The following is an 18,666-nucleotide window of genomic DNA, read 5'->3' on the forward strand; positions in this document are numbered from 1 at the left end:
CCGGGGCCGGGGGCGAAGCCTCCGCGTGCCCTACGCGAATACCACCGTGCGGCGGCCGTTCAGGAGGATACGGCGCTCGGCGTGCCACTTCACCGCGCGCGCCAGCGCCTGGCACTCCACGTCCCGCCCGATGGCGACCAGTCCGTCGGGCGTCACGTCGTGGCCGACGCGCTCGACCTCCTGCTCGATGATCGGCCCCTCGTCGAGGTCGGCGGTGACGTAGTGCGCCGTCGCGCCGATCAGCTTCACACCACGCGCATGCGCCTGGTGGTACGGCTTCGCGCCCTTGAAGCTCGGCAGGAAGGAGTGGTGGATGTTGATGATCCGGCCGCTGAGCTGCTTGCACAGGTCGTCCGAGAGCACCTGCATGTAGCGGGCCAGCACGACCAGTTCGACGCCTTCGGAGCGGACCAGTTCGAGCAGCTGCGCCTCGGCCTGCGCCTTCGTGTCCCTCGTCACCGGAATGTGGTGGAAGGGGACGTCGTACGAGGCCACGAGCTCGGCGAAGTCCGTGTGGTTGGAGACCACGGCCGCGATGTCGACGCGCAGCGCGCCGGTCCGCGCACGGAAGAGCAGGTCGTTCAGGCAGTGGCCGAACTTGCTGACCATCAGCACGACCCGCATCTTGTCCTCGGCCCGGTTGAGCTGCCAGTCCATGTGGAAGGAGTCACCGATCGCCGCGAAGCTCGCGCGCAGCTTGTCCACGGTCACCGGCGCCTCCGCCGAGAAGTGGACGCGCATGAAGAACAGTCCCGTGTCGTGGTCGCCGAACTGCTGGCTGTCCTCGATGTTGCAGCCGGTCATGAAGAGGTAGCTCGACACGGCGTGCACGATTCCCTGCTTGTCCGGGCAGGAGAGGGTCAGGACGTACTGTTCGGCGGGCGCGACGGCGCCGGTGGACTGATCGTTCATGCAGGACAGGGTCCCATACGAGGCACGGCGCCGGACGAACCGTCCCGCCACGCGGACGCGGTACCGAGCGTCCCGTCGCGCGGACGCTACGCCGACCGCGTCAGGATCCGCAGGACCTCCAGCGTCCGCGGCGGAGCGTCGGGATCCTCACCGTCGCTCACTGCGAGACGTACGTGCGCGTCACGCGCCGCCCGCAGTGCCTCCGGCCACCCCTGGTGGTCGAGGTAGGCGGAGACGGGGGCGTCGGGCCCGACCTGGTGCATGATCCGCAGGACGCGGAGCACGGCGGTGTCGACGAGGGCCGCCTCCTGGGAGTCCCGGAAGATCGTGCCGACGTACTTCTCGGCGGACCAGCTGTCCAGCCAGGTGTCCTCGACCAGGCGGTACACGGCGTCGGTGACGTCCCCGTACCCGTCGATCCCGGCGAGCCAGACATCACGTTGGAAGGTGGGGTCGGAGAGCATGTGCAGCGCGGAGCGCACATTGCTGCGCCAGCGCCACCAGGGCATGTCGTTCAGTGGCATGCCGCCCATGGTGGAGGAGCGACGGCCGCGACGGGAAGAGTTCTCCGAACCTTGCACAGTCGTCGATCGTACGTTCCCCGCAAAAATGCGATCATCGGCCCCCGCAATTCACCTCTACGTCACCTCACGTTGACCGCTGGTCACACGGAGGTTAGTGATGTGGCGGAATCGTGCGTGTCTATGACCGGTAGGCGACGCACCAGCACCACCCCACCCGTCCGCTCCCAGCGGACCGGGTCCAAAGTCTCGACGAAGGTCAAGGCCAGAGCCCTCTTTGCGGGCGCGGTGGTGGCGTGTGCGTCGATCGCTGTCGGGTGCGGAGTCGTCCCCGGTATCACGGGGGGCTCCGGGGACGACCCCATCACCGTCATGACCTGGGCGCCGCAGGACACCCCCGCGACCAACAAGCCCGGCATGCCCGCCATGGCCGAGGCCTACGCGCGCTGGGTCAACGCGAACGGTGGCATCAACGGCCACAAGCTCAAGGTCCTGACCTGCAACGACCACAACGACACCGTGTACGCGGCGAAGTGCGCCCGTCGCGCGGCCGACGAGAACGTGGTCGCGGTCGTCGGCTCCTACAGCCAGCACGGCCGTTCCTTCCTGGCCCCGCTGGAGGCCGCCGGCATCCCGTACATCGGCGGCTACGGCGTCACCGACGACGAGTTCTCGAGCCCGCTCTCCTATCCGATCAACGGCGGCGAGCCCGCCCTGCTGGCCGGTCTCGGGGAGCAGCTCGGCAAGAAGTGCGGCCCGGTGGCGCTCGTCCGCCCCGACACCGTCGCGGGCGACCAGCTCCCGGTGCTGCTCAACGCCGGCCTGAAGGCGGAAGGCCACGCGCCCGGCACCGACCAGCGGGCCGCCGAGGACGCGACCGAGTACTCGAAGCAGACCGAGCTCGCGCTCGGCCGCGCGAGCTCGGACCCGCTCAAGCAGGGCTGTGTGGTGTCCGCGCTCGGGGACCGTACGGAGACCTTCATGGACTCGTTCCGGCGCGACCGCCAGGACTATCCGAAGGTCGGCACGGGCACGGTCCTGGGCAGCCTCGACCAGTCCCTGATCGATTCCACCGGCGGCCCGTCGAGCCCGTACGAGGGCGCGCACGTCACCGGCTGGTACCCGGTGGCGAGCGACAAGCGCTGGGACCCGATGCGCAAGGTGATCAAGGAACAGGCCTTCGGCGACAACCGGATCGACCCCGCGGACGCCGGCGTGCAGACCACCTGGATCGCGTACAACGTGCTCAAGTCGATCGTCGAGTCACTGGGCGACAGCCAAATAACCTCGCTCGCGATCCGGCACGCCCTCGACAACGGCCTCAAGGTGACCACCGGCCGGCTCACCCCGACCCTCAGCTGGCGCTACGAGGACCTGATCGCGGCCGTCGACTTCCCGCGCCTGGTCAACGCCCACGTCACCTTCCAGGTCGTACGCAAGGGTCAGCTGGCCTCGGAGCGCAACGGGTTCATCGACGTGTCGAAGACGCTGGAGACCGCGGACTCGAACTGAGACGCGGGCTCGGACCGGGCGGCGGCCGACCGCCGCGCGGTCACAGCTGGGTCGTCGTGCGCCGCGTCAGTCCGTACGTCGAGGCGATCGAGTTCCACAGCCTGGCGGCCTTCGCCTTCTGCCCGCTCGCGGTGCCGCTGGCCTGGTCGCCCGCCGCCCTCTGGCCGGTGCTGCGGGCGTGGCCCTTCCGGCAGCCCTTCTTGTCCTTGACCTGGTCGGCCCAGGCCGCGTAGTGGTTGTCGGCCGACGCGGAGGCCTGCCAGGCGCTGTTCAGCGCGGCGGTCAGCTGGGCGTTGTCGGGAAGCTTGTCGACCGAGAGACCGCCGAGCCTTGTCACCAGTTCGGACCGCTGCTTGGCCGCGTCGCGCAGGTCACTGGCCGCCTGGTCCAGGTTGTTGCACACCTTCACGTTCTCCACGGCCTTGATCACCGAGTCGCGGCTGTTGTTGCTGTCCGCGAGGAGCTTGTCCAGCGCGACGGCCTGCGCCTTGGCCGGGTCGGCCCCCGACGACGAGCCGTCCGTGGCCTCGGCCGTCGCCGACACGTTCTTGCTGCTGTCGTTCTTGCCGCTGTCGCTGCCTCCGCCGCCACCGCTGAGCATGGCGCCGGCGCCGATACCGAGCACGACGATGCCGATCCCGACGGCCGCTATCAGCGGGACGCGCGAGCGGCTCCGTCCACCGCGGCCACCGCCGCCGCCGTCGTCGTCGGCCGCGCCGCGCCGGGTGGCGGCCCGCCCGCCCGGCGCTCCGGGCATCCCCGGGGCCTGCGCGGCGTACGGGGCGTGCGGCGTGTGGGGGGCGTGCGGGGCAGGGGCCTCGAACCGCGGCAGCTGCTGCGTGGACGCGGGCCCCTCCGACGCGCTCGGCGCGCCGGGCGCACTGCGGAACAGGTTGTCGAACTCCGCGGGCGGCTGCCGGTCCTCCGGCCCGCCCGGACGTATCCCGTACTGCGCCGCACCATGCTCGGCGGGCACGGGGGCGATGTACTGCGTGGCCTCGGCGTCGGGGTGCGCGGCCTGGGGCAGCGGCCCCGAAGCCACCTCGGGCGGCAGCGCACCCGGGCCCACCGGCGGGATGTACTGCGTGGCGCCCTCGGCGGACGTGGCGGGGACGGGCGGCAGGAACTGGGTCGCGCCCTCGGCCGCGGCCGGAACCGGCGGGATGTACTGCGTGGCGCCCTCGTCGACGGCGGGCGGCAGCGCCCCGGGAACGGCGGGCGGCAGCGCGGCGGCGTGCGCGTGCCCGCCCTGCGGCTGCTGCTGAGGTACGGCACCACCCTGCTGGCCGCCGTACGCCGGATCCTGTCCGCCTCCGTAGGAGGACGTCTCCTGGCCGCCGTACGCCGGCGGCTGCTGCTCCCCGTACGGTCGCTGCTCCCCGTACGACGGCGGCTGGGTGCCCTCGGCCGGCAGCGGGCCGCCGGGGGCCTGCTGGGCCGGGAAGCCCGGCTGCTGGGCGGGGGCGGCGCCCCAGCCCTGCGCCGGCTGCTCGGGCGCGGCCCAGGTCTGGGTCGACGGGTCGTGGACGCCCCAGTCCGGGGTGGGGGCGCCGGACTGGGGCGGCTCGGAGCCACTCCACGTCTGGGTGCCGTTCACGGGCGCCCCCCAGCCCTCGGCCGGCTGCGGGGCCGGTGCCGCCGACGGGTCCGGTCCCCACGGCTGGTCCCAGGTCTGACCGCCCGCCGGGATGGCCGGGGCCGCCGGAACGGCCCGGTCACCCGTCATGCCCGGCAACAGCGGTTCGCCGCCGTCGGAGGGCAGCACGATGCCTTCGCGCGCCGTGCGCGCCGAGGGCTGCTCGCCCTGTCCACTCTGCGTCACCGGGACTCCTACTAATGGGGGACCTTCGGAATCGTCGGCTCACGCTACCGGGTCCCCACGCACCCGTGCCACGCAGCACAGGGCGTTACCCCCGTCCCCTGTGACCGGGGTAACGAATACGCCCCGCCGTGCGCTGTATCTGACTCCTCCCACTGCCAGCGCCTTCGTTAGCCCGGCGTTCACACCCGTGCACACCGCGTGTTCACCGGCACGCACACGATCCACTCACGCCGCCGCCTGCAACTCCAGCCGCGCCCCGAACTCCCGCACCACCGCCTCGTCCCGGTACGGCTCCAGACGCTGCTGGAAGTCGTCCAGGTACTCGGCGCCGCGGTTGGAGCGGAGCGTGCCGAGGAGTTCGACCGCGCGCAGACCCGTGTGGCACGCCTGTTCCACCTCGCGCTGCTGGACCTGCGCGGTGGCCAGCAGGACGTAACCGATGGCCCGGCGGCGGGCCCGCGACTCCGGATGCCCGGCGAGGGACTCCTCGGCGCAGCGCGCGGCGGCCTCCGCCTGACCCAGGTCACGGTGGCAGTGCGCCAACTCGTCGGCGAGATAGGCCTCGTCGAAGTGCGCGATCCACGTCGGGTCGTCCCCCGAGGCCTCGTCGGCGCCCTCGAGCGCGGTGATCGCACGCCCGGACGCCACCTGAGCGGCGCGCGCGTCGCCCATCAGGGCGTGCCCGCGCGCCTCCGCGGCGTGGAACATCGACTCCGCGCGGGGTGTCACCCGCCCCCGCGCCCCCTCCTGCGCCGCCCGCGCCAACTGCGCGATCTCCCGCGGGTTGCCGAGCTGCGCCGCCAGGTGGCTCATGGACGCGGCCAGCACGTACCCGCCGTATCCCCGGTCCCCGGCCGCCTGGGCGAGCCGCAGCGCCTGGATGTAGTACCGCTGGGCGAGGCCCGGTTGACCGGTGTCGATGGCCATGTAGCCCGCGAGTTCCGTCAACCGCGAGACCGCCGAGAAGAGTTCACGTCCGACGCCCTCCCGGTACGAACCCGCGAGCAGCCCGGAGACCACGCTGTTGAGGTAGTGCACGACGACCGGGCGCACATGCCCGCTGCCGTACTGGTGGTCCAGGTCCGTGAGCGCCTGGGTCATCGCGCGGACCGCCGCCACGTCCGAGAGCCCGACCCGTGGACCCGCCGCACGCGCCACCTGCGAGTCCGGCGCGGAGATCAGCCAGTCGCGGCTCGGCTCGACGAGCGCGGAGGCCGCGACGGACGAGCCGGACAGGAAGTCCCTGCGCCCGACGTCACTGCGCCACAGCTCGCACACCTGCTCGATGGCGCCGAGGACGGTCGGCGAGAACTGCAACCCCACGCCCGACGCGAGGTTCTTGCCGTTGGCCATGCCGATCTCGTCGATCGTGACCGTACGGCCCAGCTTGCGGCCGAGCGCCTCGGCGATGATCGCGGGAGCGCGCCCCCTCGGCTGCTGACCGCGCAGCCAGCGCGCCACCGAGGTCTTGTCGTAGCGCAGATCGAGGCCGTGCTCGGCGCCGCACATGTTGACCCGGCGGGCCAGGCCGGCGTTGGAACAGCCCGCTTCCTGGATGAGCGCCTGCAGCCGTTCGTTCGGCTGCCTGGCGACGAGAGGCCTTGCGGCCATGGCGTACCCCCTGTGGCTGCGGTGCCTGCCCACGCACCGAGTTGACGTGTCCTCATCGGCCAACCACGGCGAAGGAAGTCGGCCATGAAGATCAATGCCCCGCCGACATACCGAAGATGCGAGACATGTGAGGATTGCCGGGGTACAGGCGGTTGCCTCGACCCCACCCCTGGTTACCCACGACCCGCTGCCGTTCCCCCTGCGCGCCCCCACCCGTGCATCCATGCGCCCCACGCGCGGGAACGATGCCCCTCCCCCGCGCACGGGACCCCCGTAACCCCCTGTGGCGGCTAGAGTTGTGTTCATCGTGGAAGAGACCATCGCGGGGCCCGAGGCCGTCCAAATCCCGAAGCAGCGTGGCGAATCACTGCTTGACACCGCCGTGCGATATGCCGAAGAGCGCCATTGGGACGTGTTCCCGGGCACGTGGCTCGAGGCCGTCGAAGGGATGCAACGCTGCTCCTGCGGCGAGGCCACCTGCGCCACGCCGGGCGCACACGCGGTGCGCGAGGACTGGGCGACGCAGGCGACGGGCAGTGCGACCGTCGCGCGCCGGATGTGGTCGAAGCAGCCGACCGCGTCGATCCTGCTGCCCACCGGGCGTACGTTCGACGCGATCGATGTGCCGGAGACGGCCGGGTTCCTCGCGCTCGCCCGCATGGAGCGAATGGAACTGACGCTGGGGCCGGTGACGTGCACGCCGGACCGGCGCATGCACTTCTTCGTCCTTCCCGGCGCGGCGGTGAAGGTCCCCGACCTGGTACGCCGACTGGGCTGGCCGCCCGCCTCCCTCGACCTGCTCACCCTGGGCGAAGGCTCGTACGTGGCGGCTCCGCCCACCCGGTTCGGTTCGCGGGGTGCGGTGCAGTGGGCCTGCCGACCGACGCCGGCGAATCGGTGGCTGCCGGATGCGGAGGAATTGATCTCGCCGCTCGCCTATGCGTGCGGGCGGGATCGCTGACGCCGGTCTGCGCGTATTCGTCCGCGGGTTCGCTGTAGCCGGTCGCGCAGTTCCTCGCGCCCCTAAAAGCCTAAAAGCAGGGCACTCGCCCTTAGGGTGCTCACATGGCCGAGCAAACAGGGGCAGACGCTCCCGCCGTACGTGTGCAGGGGCTCTGGAAGCGGTTCGGGGAGCAGGTCGCCGTCGCCGGGATCGATCTGGAGTTGCCGGCGGGGCGGTTCATCGGGCTCGTCGGGCCCAACGGCGCGGGCAAGACGACCACCCTCTCGATGGTGACCGGGCTGCTCAGGCCCGACCAGGGCGGCGTCGAGGTCGTCGGCCACGACGTCTGGCGCGACCCGGCGGCGGTGAAGGCCCGGATCGGCATACTCCCCGAGGGCCTGCGGCTCTTCGAACGGCTCTCCGGGCGTGAGCTCCTCGCCTACACCGGCCGGTTGCGCGGCCTGCCCGGCGCCGAGGTCGACAAGCGCACCACCCAGCTCCTCGACGTCCTCGACCTCGCGGGCGCCCAGCACAAACTCGTCGTCGACTACTCGACGGGCATGCGCAAGAAGATCGGCCTCGCCGCCGCTCTCCTCCACAACCCCGAGGTCCTCTTCCTCGACGAGCCGTTCGAGGGCGTCGACCCCGTCTCCGCGCAGACCATCCGCGGCGTCCTGGAGCGCTACACGGCATCGGGCGCCACGGTCGTCTTCTCCTCCCACGTCATGGAACTCGTCGAATCACTGTGCGACTGGGTGGCCGTCATGGTCGCGGGGCGCATCCGCGCGCACGGCCCGCTCGCGGAGGTCCGCGGCGACGCGTCCTCCCTCCAGCAGGCGTTCCTGGAACTGGTCGGCGCACAGGGCCGCGACCGCGGGTCCGACCTGGACTGGCTGGGCGGCGGGGCGACGCGATGAGCACGAGCACCTCCGGGGTCTCCTCCGAGGCCTCGATCACCCCCGTCGTCGTACGGCTGAAGCTGTCGCTGCTGCGCAACGGGCTGCGGCAGTCGGCCGGGCGGCGGGCCGCGTACATCACCTCGGTCGTCGTCGTCCTCCTCTTCGCCGCCCTCCAACTGCTCGGCCTCATCGCCCTGCGCGGCAACGCGCACGCCGCGTCCGTCACCGTCCTGCTGATCGCGGTCATGGCGCTCGGCTGGGCCGTGATGCCGCTGTTCTTCCCCAGCGGCGACGAGACCCTCGACCCGACCCGGCTCGTCATGCTGCCGTTGCGACCGCACCCGCTGGTCCGGGCGCTGCTCGTGGCCTCGCTGGTCGGTATCGGACCGCTGTTCACCCTGTGCCTGCTGGTCGGTTCCGTGATCTCCGTGGCGCACGGCACGGCGGCGTACGTCACCGGTGTCGTGGCCGTGCCGTTGGCTCTGCTCGTCTGTGTGGCCCTCGCGCGGGCCGTGGCCGCCGCCAACATCCGGCTGCTGTCCAGCCGCAAGGGCCGCGACCTGGCCGTACTGAGCGGCCTCGTCGTCGCGATCGGCGCGCAGCTCGTCAACTTCGGCGCGCAACGGCTCGGTTCGGCGGGCGGACTGTCCCGGCTCGACCCGGCGGCGGACGTGCTGCGCTGGGTGCCGCCCGGGTCGGCGATCGGCGCGGTGGACTCGATGAGCAGGGGCTCGTACGGGGTGGGGGTCGCCCAACTCGTCCTGAGCGTGGCGGCGCTGGTGGGGCTGCTGGCGCTCTGGTCGAGGCACTTGACCCTGCTGATGACCTCCCCGGACGGGTCGACGTTGCAGGCGGGCGAGAGTGCGGCACGGGAGCGGGTTCCGACGGGCGGGCTGCGCCGGCTGCTGCCCTCGGGGCGCACCGGGACCGTGATGGAGCGCAGCCTGCGGTACGTGTGGCGCGACCCGAAGACGAAGGCCGCGTGGGTGACCTCGCTGGCGATCGGGCTGATCGTGCCCGTGTTCAACGCCCTGCAGGGCACCGGCTCGATCTACTTCGCGTGCTTCGCGGCCGGAATGCTCGGCATCCAGATGTACAACCAGTTCGGTCAGGACACCTCCGCGTTCTGGATGGTCGCGATGGCCATCGCGTCCCCGCACGACGCGTACGTCGAACTGCGCGGGCGTGCGCTGGCGCTGCTGGTGATCACCCTGCCGTACGCGACCCTCGTGACCGTGCTGACGACGGCGATGCTCGACGACTGGTCCAAGCTGCCCGAGGTGCTCGGCCTGTCCTTCGCGCTGCTCGGCGCGATGCTGGCCACCGGCGCCTGGTCCTCGGCCCGCTTCCCGTACTCGATCCCGCAGGAGGGCTACAAGAACGTGGCCCCCGGGCAGGCGGGCCTCGCCTGGATCGCCATCTTCGGCGGGATGGTCTCGGCGGCGCTGCTGACCGCTCCCGTCATCGCCCTCGCGATCTGGCTGAACGTGACGGCGGACGGGGACCGGTGGAGCTGGCTGCTGCTGCCGCTGGGGGCCGGATACGGGGCGCTGATCACGGCGTTCGGGCTGCGGATGGCAGCGCCGCGGACGGCTCGACGGCTGCCGGAGATCCTGGCGGCGGTCAGCAAGGGCTGAGCCGACGGGGAGGGCGACGAGGAGGGCGAGCTGTCCGGTCGGCGCCCCGCGTCCGCGGCGTGATCCGCCGGACAGGGCCTAGCGGTCCTGGCCGGTGAGTACGCCGTCGAGGAAGGGCTCGATCGCCGCGCGCCACGCCTCCGGCTGGTCGTAGTGCACGAGGTGACCGGCGTCGGCCACCTCCGCGTACTGGCCGTGCGGCAGGACGCGGACCATCTCCTGGGCCTCGGCCCGGCCGAGCTCGCCGTCCAGGCCCCGTACGACCAGTGCGGGGCACTGGACCTGGGCGAGCTCCTCCCAGTGGGCGTCGTACACCCAGGTCTGGCGGGACTTGAGCATCTGCTCGGGTTCGAAGACCGGGCGCCAGCCGTCGGCGGACTCGTGCATCACCTCGGCGTAGAACTCGCCGCGGGACGGGTTCGGGCGCTCCACCCAGGGGTCGTCCTCGCCGAACCACTTCCGTACGTCGGCGAGCGTGGCGAAGGGCATGGGCCAGGCCTTGAACCAGTCCTCCCACTCACGCTGCGACGCGGCCCCCAACGCCGAGGCCCGCATGTCACAGATGATCAGCCCGCGGACGAGGTCGGGGCGCTTGGCGGCGAGCTGCCAGCCGGTCAGCGCGCCCATCGCGTGCCCGATGAGGACGGTCGGGGCGAGACCCAGCTGCTCGAGAGCGGCCTCGACGTCCTCGACGTACGCCTCCCGCGTGTACTGCCCCTCCGGCGCCTTGTCGCTCTGGCCGTGGCCGCGCTGGTCGAGGGCGACCGCGCGGTGCCGCTCGGAGAGCCAGCGGGCGGTGGACGCCCAGTGGGAGGCGCGGCCCATGAGGCCGTGCAGAAGCAGCACGCCGGGGACGGGCGGGGTCCTGGGCGGGTCGGTCTTGGGAGGATCGGCGAACTCCCAGGCAGCGAGGCGTAGGCCCCCCGCGCCCGTCACGTCGATGCGCCGCACCATAGGTCTGGCACCCCCCTAGCTCGCTCGGACCGCTCGCTCCCGCTCGAGTCGGCCGGTCCACTCGTACCGCTTCCTGCCGCGCTTCCTGCTGCTGTCGTGCCGCTTTCGTGCCGTTGAGTCTGCTGATGTGCTGCTCTACGTGTACCCGATTTGCCTGTGATACGCCGCCACGCTATCGAATGAGTATTCGAAAATACTCCTCTCGGCGGCAATACCCCTCGTTCGAGTGACCACCCTCGGGGATTGACCGCCGCCGCCGAGGGGAGATCTTCAGCGGGAGGCGGACCGCTCGGGGAAATTGGTCCGAAGGGGATGACCCTGGGAGCTCGGGGCTCCGGGTCAGCACAGGGGAGGACAGGCCCCGGCGCCGTAAGGTGCCGGGGCCCTCTCCACATCTACGGCACATCCTTCCCGCCCCCTCCCCAACCGTGCGACATCCCTCTTGGACACGGTCAAGAGCCCTCAGGTCATATGCCTCACGGGTCAGCCTCGCACGCAAACGGTCGCGGCGCTGCGATTCCGCACACTGAATCTTGGTTTCGGCCATGTAGCGAAAACATCACAACTGCCCCTGTGGTCGCGGGAGTTGACATGACCGAGGTGAGTCGACGGAGGTGCGGGAAGGGGGTGGAGCGTTGGGTCACCGCAGGCGGACGACACGCTCCACGGCGAGCGACCTGCGCCATGGCGCCCACGCCCGCGCCCGGCGCGTTGAACGGAGCGCCGGGTCGGCCCCGACGGGCGGTGTCACTGTGCGCGGGCTCGATCGCCACCGACGCGCAGTGGGCTGGGCCGGGTCGACGCCTGCCCACGACGGTCGGCGGGCGCCCGGAGGCCGACCCGGGGTTCGACGAATGCCGGACCCCGTGGCCCACCCCCGGGAGCTGCCCCTCGCGGGCTCAGGGCCAGGAAGCCCGCACCGGGGTGCGAGGCCTCCCACGATCACCGGATGTCAGCGCTTGGCGACGAACACGTGGGACGCGACGTCCGACTCCAGCTCCGCCGCCTCACCACCGCTGCCGACGAGCACGCCGCCCGCCGACTCCGTCACGCTCACCACGGAGCCGGGCTGCACACCCGCGCGCCGCAGCGTGTACATCAGCTGCGCGTCCGTCTGGATGGGCTCGCCGATCCGGCGTACGACGACGGTCTTGCCGTCCAGGCCGGGGTCGAGCTCGGCCAGCGACACCATGCTCTCGTCCAGGAACGGGTCGGCGCCGTCCTTCTCGCCGAGCTCCTCCAGTCCGGGGATCGGGTTGCCGTACGGCGACTCGGTCGGGTGGCGCAGCAGCTCCAGCACCCGCCGCTCCACCGCCTCGCTCATCACGTGCTCCCAGCGACACGCCTCGGCGTGCACCTGCTCCCACTCCAGACCGATCACGTCGACGAGCAGGCACTCCGCGAGGCGGTGCTTGCGCATCACGCGGGTGGCGAGACGACGGCCCTCTTCGGTCAGCTCCAGGTGCCGGTCGGTGGCGACCGCCACCAGACCGTCGCGCTCCATGCGCGCCACCGTCTGGCTGACCGTCGGACCGCTCTGATCGAGCCGCTCCGCGATCCGGGCGCGCATGGGGACCACGCCTTCCTCCTCCAGCTCGAGGATGGTGCGGAGATACATCTCCGTGGTGTCGATCAGTCCGGACATACGTGCCCCTTGATTAGCTCTGCCGAAGGCTCGGTGGCTCACCGGCGTGTGCGCTGGCCCTGAACCCAATTCTGACGCATACCACTGACAAGCGTGCCTCGCCGTCGAAACCGCAGGGTTACGAGTGTCCCCGCGGACGCCCCACCGGGTGCCTCCGCGGCCACCTCCGCGGGCCGTATTGACAGCGCACTGGTCCAGACCGCAACGTGATCCGCGGCACGAAGCGTGACCCAGCGCCCACCCGACGCCGACGAGACTTCTAAGGGGCTTCGCCGATGAGCGACCGCAAGCTGGCCGGGCAGTTCTTCGACGCGGCGATCGGCCTGCTCCAGCGGGTGCGGGACGAGGACGCGGGAGACATCGAGGCGGCCGGCACCCTGATCGCCGACACCGTCGCGGACGGCGGCCGGCTCTTCGCCTTCGGCGCCGGGCACTCCTCGCTCGCCGCGCAGGACGTCGTCTACCGCGCGGGGGGCCTCGCCCTGATGAACCTGCTCGCCGTGCCGGGCGTGGTCGGCGTCGACGTCATGCCGGCGACGCTGGGCTCGGCCCTGGAGCGGGTCGACGGCCTCGCGAGCGCCGTCCTGGACTCCAGCCCGGTGCGCGCCGGCGACGTACTCGTGATCATCTCCCTGTCCGGCCGCAACGCGCTCCCGGTCGAGATGGCCATGAACGCGCGGGCCCTGGGCGTGAAGGTCATCGGCGTCACCTCGGTCGCCTACGCCTCGGAGACGAAGTCCCGGCACGTCTCGGGGACGTATCTGAAGGACCACTGCGACATCGTCCTCGACTCGAAGATCGCGGTCGGCGACGCGGAACTGACCCTGGAGGCGATCGAGGCGCCCTTCGCTCCCGCCTCCACGGTGGTCACGACGGCCCTCCTCCAGGCCGTCATGGCCACGGCCGCGGGCGCGCTGGCCGACCGGGGCATCGAGCCGCCCCTGCTCCGCTCGGGCAACGTCGACGGCGGCCACGAGTGGAACGGCCGAGTGATGACGGAATACGGCGACCGAATCTTCTACCGCCGCTGAGCCGACGGGGATCTTTCACAGCGGTTGGGCCGACCGGGATCTTTCACCGCGGCTGGACCGACCGAGATCTTCCAGCCCGGCTGGGCCGACCGGGACCTTTCACCGCGGCTGAGTCCACCGAGATCCTTCACCGTGACTGGGCCGACCGGGACCTTTCACCGTGACTGGGCTCACCGAGTTCCCCCACGCCGCTGAGCCGACCCGGAATCCTCCCCCCACTCTGAGCCGAACGAGCCTCTCCACGGCCGCTGGACCGACCCGGAGTCTCCGCCCCTCCGAGCCGACCGGGATCGTCGACCGACACTGGGCCAACCGAGACTCCCCACTCGCTGTACCGGCCCAGATCCTCCAACCCCGCTAGCCGACCGGGAGTCCTCCACCCACGCTGGGCCGACCCGGAATCCTCCTCCACGCTGGGCCGATCGGGTGGGGAGTGGGTGGGCGCGGCGGTGCTACGTGCGGCCCGCCAGCCCCTCCAGATCCAGCGCCGCGGCGATCCGTACCGCCACGTCCTCCGCGTATGTCGCGTCCGTGCGCTCGAACTGGCTGCGCCCCGCCCCGCGCAGAAACGTCACGACGCCCAGCGTGCGCCCCCGGCTGCGCAGGACCGCGCACAGGGCGTGCACCGAGTCCGGCGGCCACTGGCGGGCCGTGGCCCACTCCCGCTTCCGCTCGGGGGTGGTCTCACCGGAACTGGCCCGCACGGACCCGACCCGCTCCACGCACTGGAGCGCGGGATGCCCCTCGGCGTACCGCACGGGCAGTCCGGCCTTCCCGGTGAGCAGACTCGGCCCGGGCGCCCCGGCGGGCGTGGTGACGGCGCGTACCAGCCGTACGGGCCCTTCGTCGTCCCCCGCCGGCCACCCGGTCGCGACCCGGTCGATCAGCGCGTGGTCGGCGAACCCGGCGAGCGCGAAGTCGAGGTGGACGGTGGCGGCCTCCCCGGGGTCCTCGCACTCGGCCGCCGCCCGGGCGGCCCGGTGCAGCTGGTTGGCCCGGAACCGCAGCAGGTTCGCCTCCTGCTCGGTGTGCTTGGCCTCGGTCACGTCCTGGAAGAGCCATCCGACCCCGAGCGGAACCGGTTCTTCCGCGAGCGGCGAGGCGAGCCGCAGGAACCCGCTGCGCCAGCACCGCCGCTTCTCGCCCTCGGTCGACCGCACGCTCACCCACATCTCGGCGGGCGCGGGCGGCGCGCCCTCGGCGAGCACATGCGTGAGCGCGCTCTCCAGCTCCTCGACCCCTTGGGAGAGCAGCTCCCCCAGCGGCCGTCCGAGCACCGCCGTACGCCCGGTCCCCAGGGCCCGGGCCGCGTGCGCGTTGACGACGGCGGGCCGCAGGTCCGCGTCGACCAGGACCACACCCCAGCTGGCGTCCTCGAACAACGCCTCGCTCAGAGCGATGGACCGCTCGAGATCGATCTGCGCGTGCACCTCACTGAAGGCGCAGTACACCCCGGCGGGCTTCCCGTCGGCTCCGCGCACGGCGGCGGACTGGGTCCGCACCAGCACGCGCCCGCCGTCCTTGGTCAGCAGCGCGAACTCGTGCACCTGACGCCCGGGGGCCTCCATGACGGACAGCAGCCGCGCCTCGACCTCCTCGGCGTCCGCGGTCCGCACGGCCCATCCGGCGAACCCGCGCCGCCCCACGGCCTCGGCCGCGGTCCAGCCGAGAATCCTCTCGGCCTCGCGGTTCCAATGGGTGACGACCCCATCGGCGTCGAACGCGCACAACGCCGCGTCCATCCCGTCCAACAGCGCGGCAAGCAGATCGGAACCAGCCGGCTCGGGCTCGTCCGGCCCCAGCTCGTCGGTGGTCCCACTACGCCGGGAAGCACTCACCTGGACCCCCTGCAGGCTGCGTCCGCACGTACGGCGAGACAGTTCGCTCACTCGCCTTCATTCAACTCGAACGTGACCCAGCCCACATCGTGTTCCCCAAAGATTGGACGAAATCGTTGTACGCAGGGATTCCGCCCCGCCAGCCCCAGGAATCGCACCACTGGACACACCCGCCCAGCGCCCGACTCCCTCCGGTCACCCGTTCGACGATTCGCCTTAATTCACACAAACGGATGCCTTCATGCGTGTCCACTCCCGCGGATCAACCTCATCGTCCCAGGCGGCCACGCGGGCACCAGCCACAAGAACCTGCGCCTGCTCCAGCGGGCTGACGGATACGCGTACGGCACCAGGTTCGAAAAACCGGTTGAGTCGCGTTCGATCGGTTCCTAGTGTGGGCTGCACGCCGAAAGGAGGTGATCGGGTACATGTATGAAACCCGGACCAGCGAGGTGGCTGCGGGCTAGCGGCCCGTCACCACATCCAGTGCGGTGCCGGACCAGCGCGTGAAGTGAGCGTGCAGCCGGCCCCAATCCCAAGCAGTCACCCGACCCGCGAGCTCGCCGGTACGTCCGGCCGGCTCCTCCGCCGTGAGGCGGAGGAACCCGAGTTCGCGGGTCGTCTGCGTTTCGCAGGGCATGTGAGGTGGGGCACATGCGTTTCGCGGGGTCCGCAGTACTCTTGGACCATGCTTCCGATGCTCGTTCGACGCCGACACGTGGACTTCCTGCGCGTCACGAGCATGGGCTGTCGGGCTTCTTCCTGACCTCGGCCCCCCTTTCCTCCCTTCGGCACCCGTGGCCCCCGCCCCATCCCCGGCGGCCGCCCGGGCACCCGTACACCCTGCGGACGCACCTCATGACGACGAACACGTCTTCTGCTCAGAACCTGCAGAACCTGCAGAACCGACAGCACCGGCCCTACCAGCAGCTTCCGATCATCGATCTCTCCGCGGCCGACCGCGGCCCCCAGGCCCGCGCCCTGCTGCACGCGCAGTTGCACAGCGCCGCCCACGACGTGGGCTTCTTCCAGCTCGTCGGGCACGGGGTGACCGAGGGCGAGACCGCCGCCCTGCTCGACGCCATGCACCGGTTCTTCGCGCTGCCCGAGGCCGAGCGGCTCGCCCTCGACAACGTCAACTCGCCGCACTTCCGCGGGTACACGCGCACCGGCGACGAGCGCACGGGCGGCAGCCGGGACTGGCGGGACCAGCTCGACATAGGGGCCGAGCGGCCCGCATGCAGGCCCGGTCCCGGCGAGCCCGCCTACTGGTGGCTGGAAGGGCCCAACCAGTGGCCGACCGCGCTGCCGGAGCTGCGGACCGCCGCGCTGGCCTGGATCGACCGGCTCAGCTCGGTCGCGGCCCGCCTGCTGCGCGAGCTGCTCACCGCGATCGGGGCGCCCGCCGACTTCTACGAGCCGATCTTCGGCGAGCGGGCCCATCCGCATCTGAAGCTCGTGCGCTACCCGGGCAGCGCGGGTGACGGCGCCGACCAGGGCGTGGGCGCGCACAAGGACTACGGATTCCTGACACTGCTGCTCCAGGACCAGGTCGGCGGCCTTCAGGTGCAGCGCGAGGACGGCCTCTTCCACGAGGTGCCCCCGCTGCCGGGAGCCTTCGTGGTCAACCTGGGCGAGCTGCTGGAAGTGGCCACCAACGGGTACCTCGTCGCCACCAACCACCGGGTCGTCAGTCCGCCCGGGGCCACGGAGCGGTTCTCCGTGCCCTTCTTCTACAACCCGCGCCTGGACGCGCGCGTGGAGCCATTGCCCTTCCCGCACGCCTCCGCCGCGCCCGGCGTCACCGACGACCCGGCGAACCCGCTGTTCGCGGAGTACGGCTTCAACGAGCTGAAGGGCAAACTGCGGGCCCACCCGCTGGTCGCCACCCGTCATCACGCGGAGCTGCTCACCCCCGCGTGATGACCGGCCACTCCCGGGCTCGACGGTGGCTCAGTGACTCAACGGTGGCTCAGTGCGCGATGTCCTCGTAGCCCTTGATCTCCTGGGGACTGCGCGGACCGGGGCCCACATAGAGCGCGGACGGCCGTACGAGCCGTCCCGTGCGCTTCTGCTCCAGGATGTGCGCCGACCACCCGGCCGTACGGGCGCAGGTGAACATCGACGTGAACATGTGCGCCGGGACCTCGGCGAAGTCGAGCATGATCGCGGCCCAGAACTCGACGTTCGTCGCCAGGACACGGTCCGGACGGCGCGCGTGGAGCTCCTCGAGGGCCGCCTTCTCCAGCGCCTCGGCGATCTCGAAGCGGGGGGCGCCGAGCTCGCGGGCGGTGCGGCGCAGGACACGGGCGCGCGGGTCCTCGGCGCGGTAGACCCGGTGGCCGAAGCCCATCAGGCGTTCGCCCTTGTCGAGGGCCTTCTTGACGTAGGCCTCCGCGTCGCCCGTGCGCTCGATCTCCTCGATCATGCCGAGGACGCGGGAGGGCGCGCCGCCGTGCAGCGGCCCGGACATGGCCCCGACGGCGCCGGAGAGGGCGGCCGCGACATCCGCGCCCGTCGAGGCGATGACGCGGGCGGTGAAGGTGGACGCGTTCATGCCGTGCTCGGCGGCGGACGTCCAGTAGGCGTCCACGGCCGCGACGTGCTTGGGGTCGGGCTCGCCGCGCCAGCGGATCATGAAACGTTCGACGACGGAGTGCGCCTTGTCGATCTCGCTCTGCGGAACCATGGGCCGGCCCTGGCCGCGGGCGGACTGGGCGACGTACGAGAGCGCCATGACGGCGGCGCGGGCGAGGTCCTCGCGAGCCTGGGCCTCGTCGATGTCGAGGAGGGGCTTGAGGCCCCAGACGGGGGCGAGCATGGCGAGCGCGGACTGGACGTCGACGCGGATGTCGCCGGAGTGGACGGGGATCGGGAACGGCTCGGCGGGCGGCAGACCGGGGTTGAAGGCGCCGTCCACGAGGAGGCCCCACACGTTTCCGAAGGAGACGTGGCCGACCAGATCCTCGATGTCGACGCCCCGGTACCGGAGTGCGCCGCCCTCCTTGTCCGGTTCGGCGATCTCCGTCTCGAACGCGACGACTCCTTCGAGTCCGGGTACGAAGTCGGACATCAGGCGGCTCCTCGTGATGTGTACGACGGGGGATTTATGGGGGTGGTGGGGGTGACGATGGGGGCGCGTCTTGCGGTTGAAAGGGGGAATCCGTGCGTCGGTGATGGGTGGTCGACGTCCGGCTCCACGGTCGGCTCGTGGACTCGCGGTCCGGTACGTCTTCCCGGTGATGCCCCGTGCGACCGGCGGTCATCCCACCGGAACGGTGGCAGCACCATATCTCCGAGTGCCACCTTTGGGGAGGCCCTGCGGCACTCAGTGCCACCCA

Annotated in this window: 14 protein-coding genes; 6 read left to right on the forward strand and 8 right to left on the reverse strand. The window is 71.5% G+C overall.

Going from position 1 to position 18,666, the window contains the following annotated elements:
* Positions 1 to 30: 30 nt before the first annotated feature.
* Together purU and ACZ7M3_RS28015 are read right to left on the reverse strand one after the other, a co-directional pair.
* Positions 31 to 912, reverse strand: coding sequence for a formyltetrahydrofolate deformylase (gene purU / locus ACZ7M3_RS28010; RefSeq protein WP_472066606.1), 882 nt, complete (start codon positions 910 to 912; stop codon positions 31 to 33).
* Positions 913 to 998: 86 nt separating this feature from the next.
* Positions 999 to 1,445, reverse strand: a complete 447-nt coding sequence (locus tag ACZ7M3_RS28015; protein ID WP_099942004.1) for an SCO4402 family protein — start codon at positions 1,443 to 1,445, stop codon at positions 999 to 1,001.
* Positions 1,446 to 1,616: 171 nt separating this feature from the next.
* On the opposite strand from ACZ7M3_RS28015, the gene ACZ7M3_RS28020 reads away from it, so the two are divergent.
* Positions 1,617 to 2,945 carry an ABC transporter substrate-binding protein gene (locus tag ACZ7M3_RS28020; protein ID WP_472066608.1) on the forward strand — a complete coding sequence of 443 codons (1,329 nt, stop codon included), beginning with the start codon at positions 1,617 to 1,619 and terminating at the stop codon, positions 2,943 to 2,945.
* Between the two features lie 40 nt (positions 2,946 to 2,985).
* Here ACZ7M3_RS28020 and ACZ7M3_RS28025 read toward each other — a convergent pair whose 3' ends face one another.
* Together ACZ7M3_RS28025 and ACZ7M3_RS28030 are read right to left on the reverse strand one after the other, a co-directional pair.
* Entirely contained in the window at positions 2,986 to 4,767 is a 1,782-nt protein-coding gene (locus ACZ7M3_RS28025; RefSeq protein ID WP_472066610.1) for a hypothetical protein, read from the reverse strand.
* Between the two features lie 225 nt (positions 4,768 to 4,992).
* Complete coding sequence (locus tag ACZ7M3_RS28030) at positions 4,993 to 6,378, reverse strand: transcriptional regulator (protein WP_351312609.1); 1,386 nt, start codon at positions 6,376 to 6,378, stop codon at positions 4,993 to 4,995.
* Between the two features lie 298 nt (positions 6,379 to 6,676).
* On the opposite strand from ACZ7M3_RS28030, the gene ACZ7M3_RS28035 reads away from it, so the two are divergent.
* The 3 genes from ACZ7M3_RS28035 to ACZ7M3_RS28045 all read left to right on the forward strand — a co-directional run bounded on the left by ACZ7M3_RS28035 (position 6,677) and on the right by ACZ7M3_RS28045 (position 9,857).
* Positions 6,677 to 7,339, forward strand: coding sequence for a bifunctional DNA primase/polymerase (locus tag ACZ7M3_RS28035; protein WP_472066612.1), 663 nt, complete (start codon positions 6,677 to 6,679; stop codon positions 7,337 to 7,339).
* 104 nt (positions 7,340 to 7,443) lie between these two features.
* Positions 7,444 to 8,238, forward strand: a complete 795-nt coding sequence (locus tag ACZ7M3_RS28040; RefSeq protein WP_472066614.1) for an ABC transporter ATP-binding protein — start codon at positions 7,444 to 7,446, stop codon at positions 8,236 to 8,238.
* The gene (locus ACZ7M3_RS28045) at positions 8,235 to 9,857 is read left to right on the forward strand and encodes a transporter (protein WP_472066616.1); all 1,623 of its coding nucleotides are present in this window, start codon (positions 8,235 to 8,237) and stop codon (positions 9,855 to 9,857) included. The genes ACZ7M3_RS28040 and ACZ7M3_RS28045 overlap by 4 nt, the downstream gene beginning before the upstream one ends.
* 78 nt (positions 9,858 to 9,935) lie before the next feature.
* Here ACZ7M3_RS28045 and ACZ7M3_RS28050 read toward each other — a convergent pair whose 3' ends face one another.
* A complete protein-coding gene (locus tag ACZ7M3_RS28050) occupies positions 9,936 to 10,811 on the reverse strand; it encodes an alpha/beta fold hydrolase (RefSeq protein WP_355305931.1) in 876 nt (291 codons plus the stop codon).
* 952 nt (positions 10,812 to 11,763) lie between these two features.
* Positions 11,764 to 12,456 carry a metal-dependent transcriptional regulator gene (locus tag ACZ7M3_RS28055; protein WP_054235646.1) on the reverse strand — a complete coding sequence of 231 codons (693 nt, stop codon included), beginning with the start codon at positions 12,454 to 12,456 and terminating at the stop codon, positions 11,764 to 11,766.
* Between the two features lie 275 nt (positions 12,457 to 12,731).
* Here ACZ7M3_RS28055 and ACZ7M3_RS28060 point away from each other — a divergent pair, with 275 nt between their 5' ends.
* Positions 12,732 to 13,487 carry an SIS domain-containing protein gene (locus ACZ7M3_RS28060; RefSeq protein ID WP_472066618.1) on the forward strand — a complete coding sequence of 252 codons (756 nt, stop codon included), beginning with the start codon at positions 12,732 to 12,734 and terminating at the stop codon, positions 13,485 to 13,487.
* 452 nt (positions 13,488 to 13,939) lie between these two features.
* Here the strand turns inward: ACZ7M3_RS28060 and ACZ7M3_RS28065 are convergent, their stop codons facing one another.
* Complete coding sequence (locus tag ACZ7M3_RS28065; protein WP_472066620.1) at positions 13,940 to 15,325, reverse strand: PAS domain-containing protein; 1,386 nt, start codon at positions 15,323 to 15,325, stop codon at positions 13,940 to 13,942.
* Between the two features lie 858 nt (positions 15,326 to 16,183).
* Here ACZ7M3_RS28065 and ACZ7M3_RS28070 point away from each other — a divergent pair.
* Positions 16,184 to 17,248 (forward strand): isopenicillin N synthase family dioxygenase, encoded by a 1,065-nt coding sequence (locus ACZ7M3_RS28070; RefSeq protein WP_472066622.1) that lies wholly within the window; start codon positions 16,184 to 16,186, stop codon positions 17,246 to 17,248.
* 49 nt (positions 17,249 to 17,297) lie between these two features.
* Here ACZ7M3_RS28070 and ACZ7M3_RS28075 read toward each other — a convergent pair whose 3' ends face one another.
* Positions 17,298 to 18,398, reverse strand: a complete 1,101-nt coding sequence (locus ACZ7M3_RS28075) for a citrate synthase 2 (protein WP_097225546.1) — start codon at positions 18,396 to 18,398, stop codon at positions 17,298 to 17,300.
* Positions 18,399 to 18,666: the final 268 nt, after the last annotated feature.

The sequence above is a fragment of the Streptomyces sp. NPDC111656 genome (assembly GCF_055656965.1).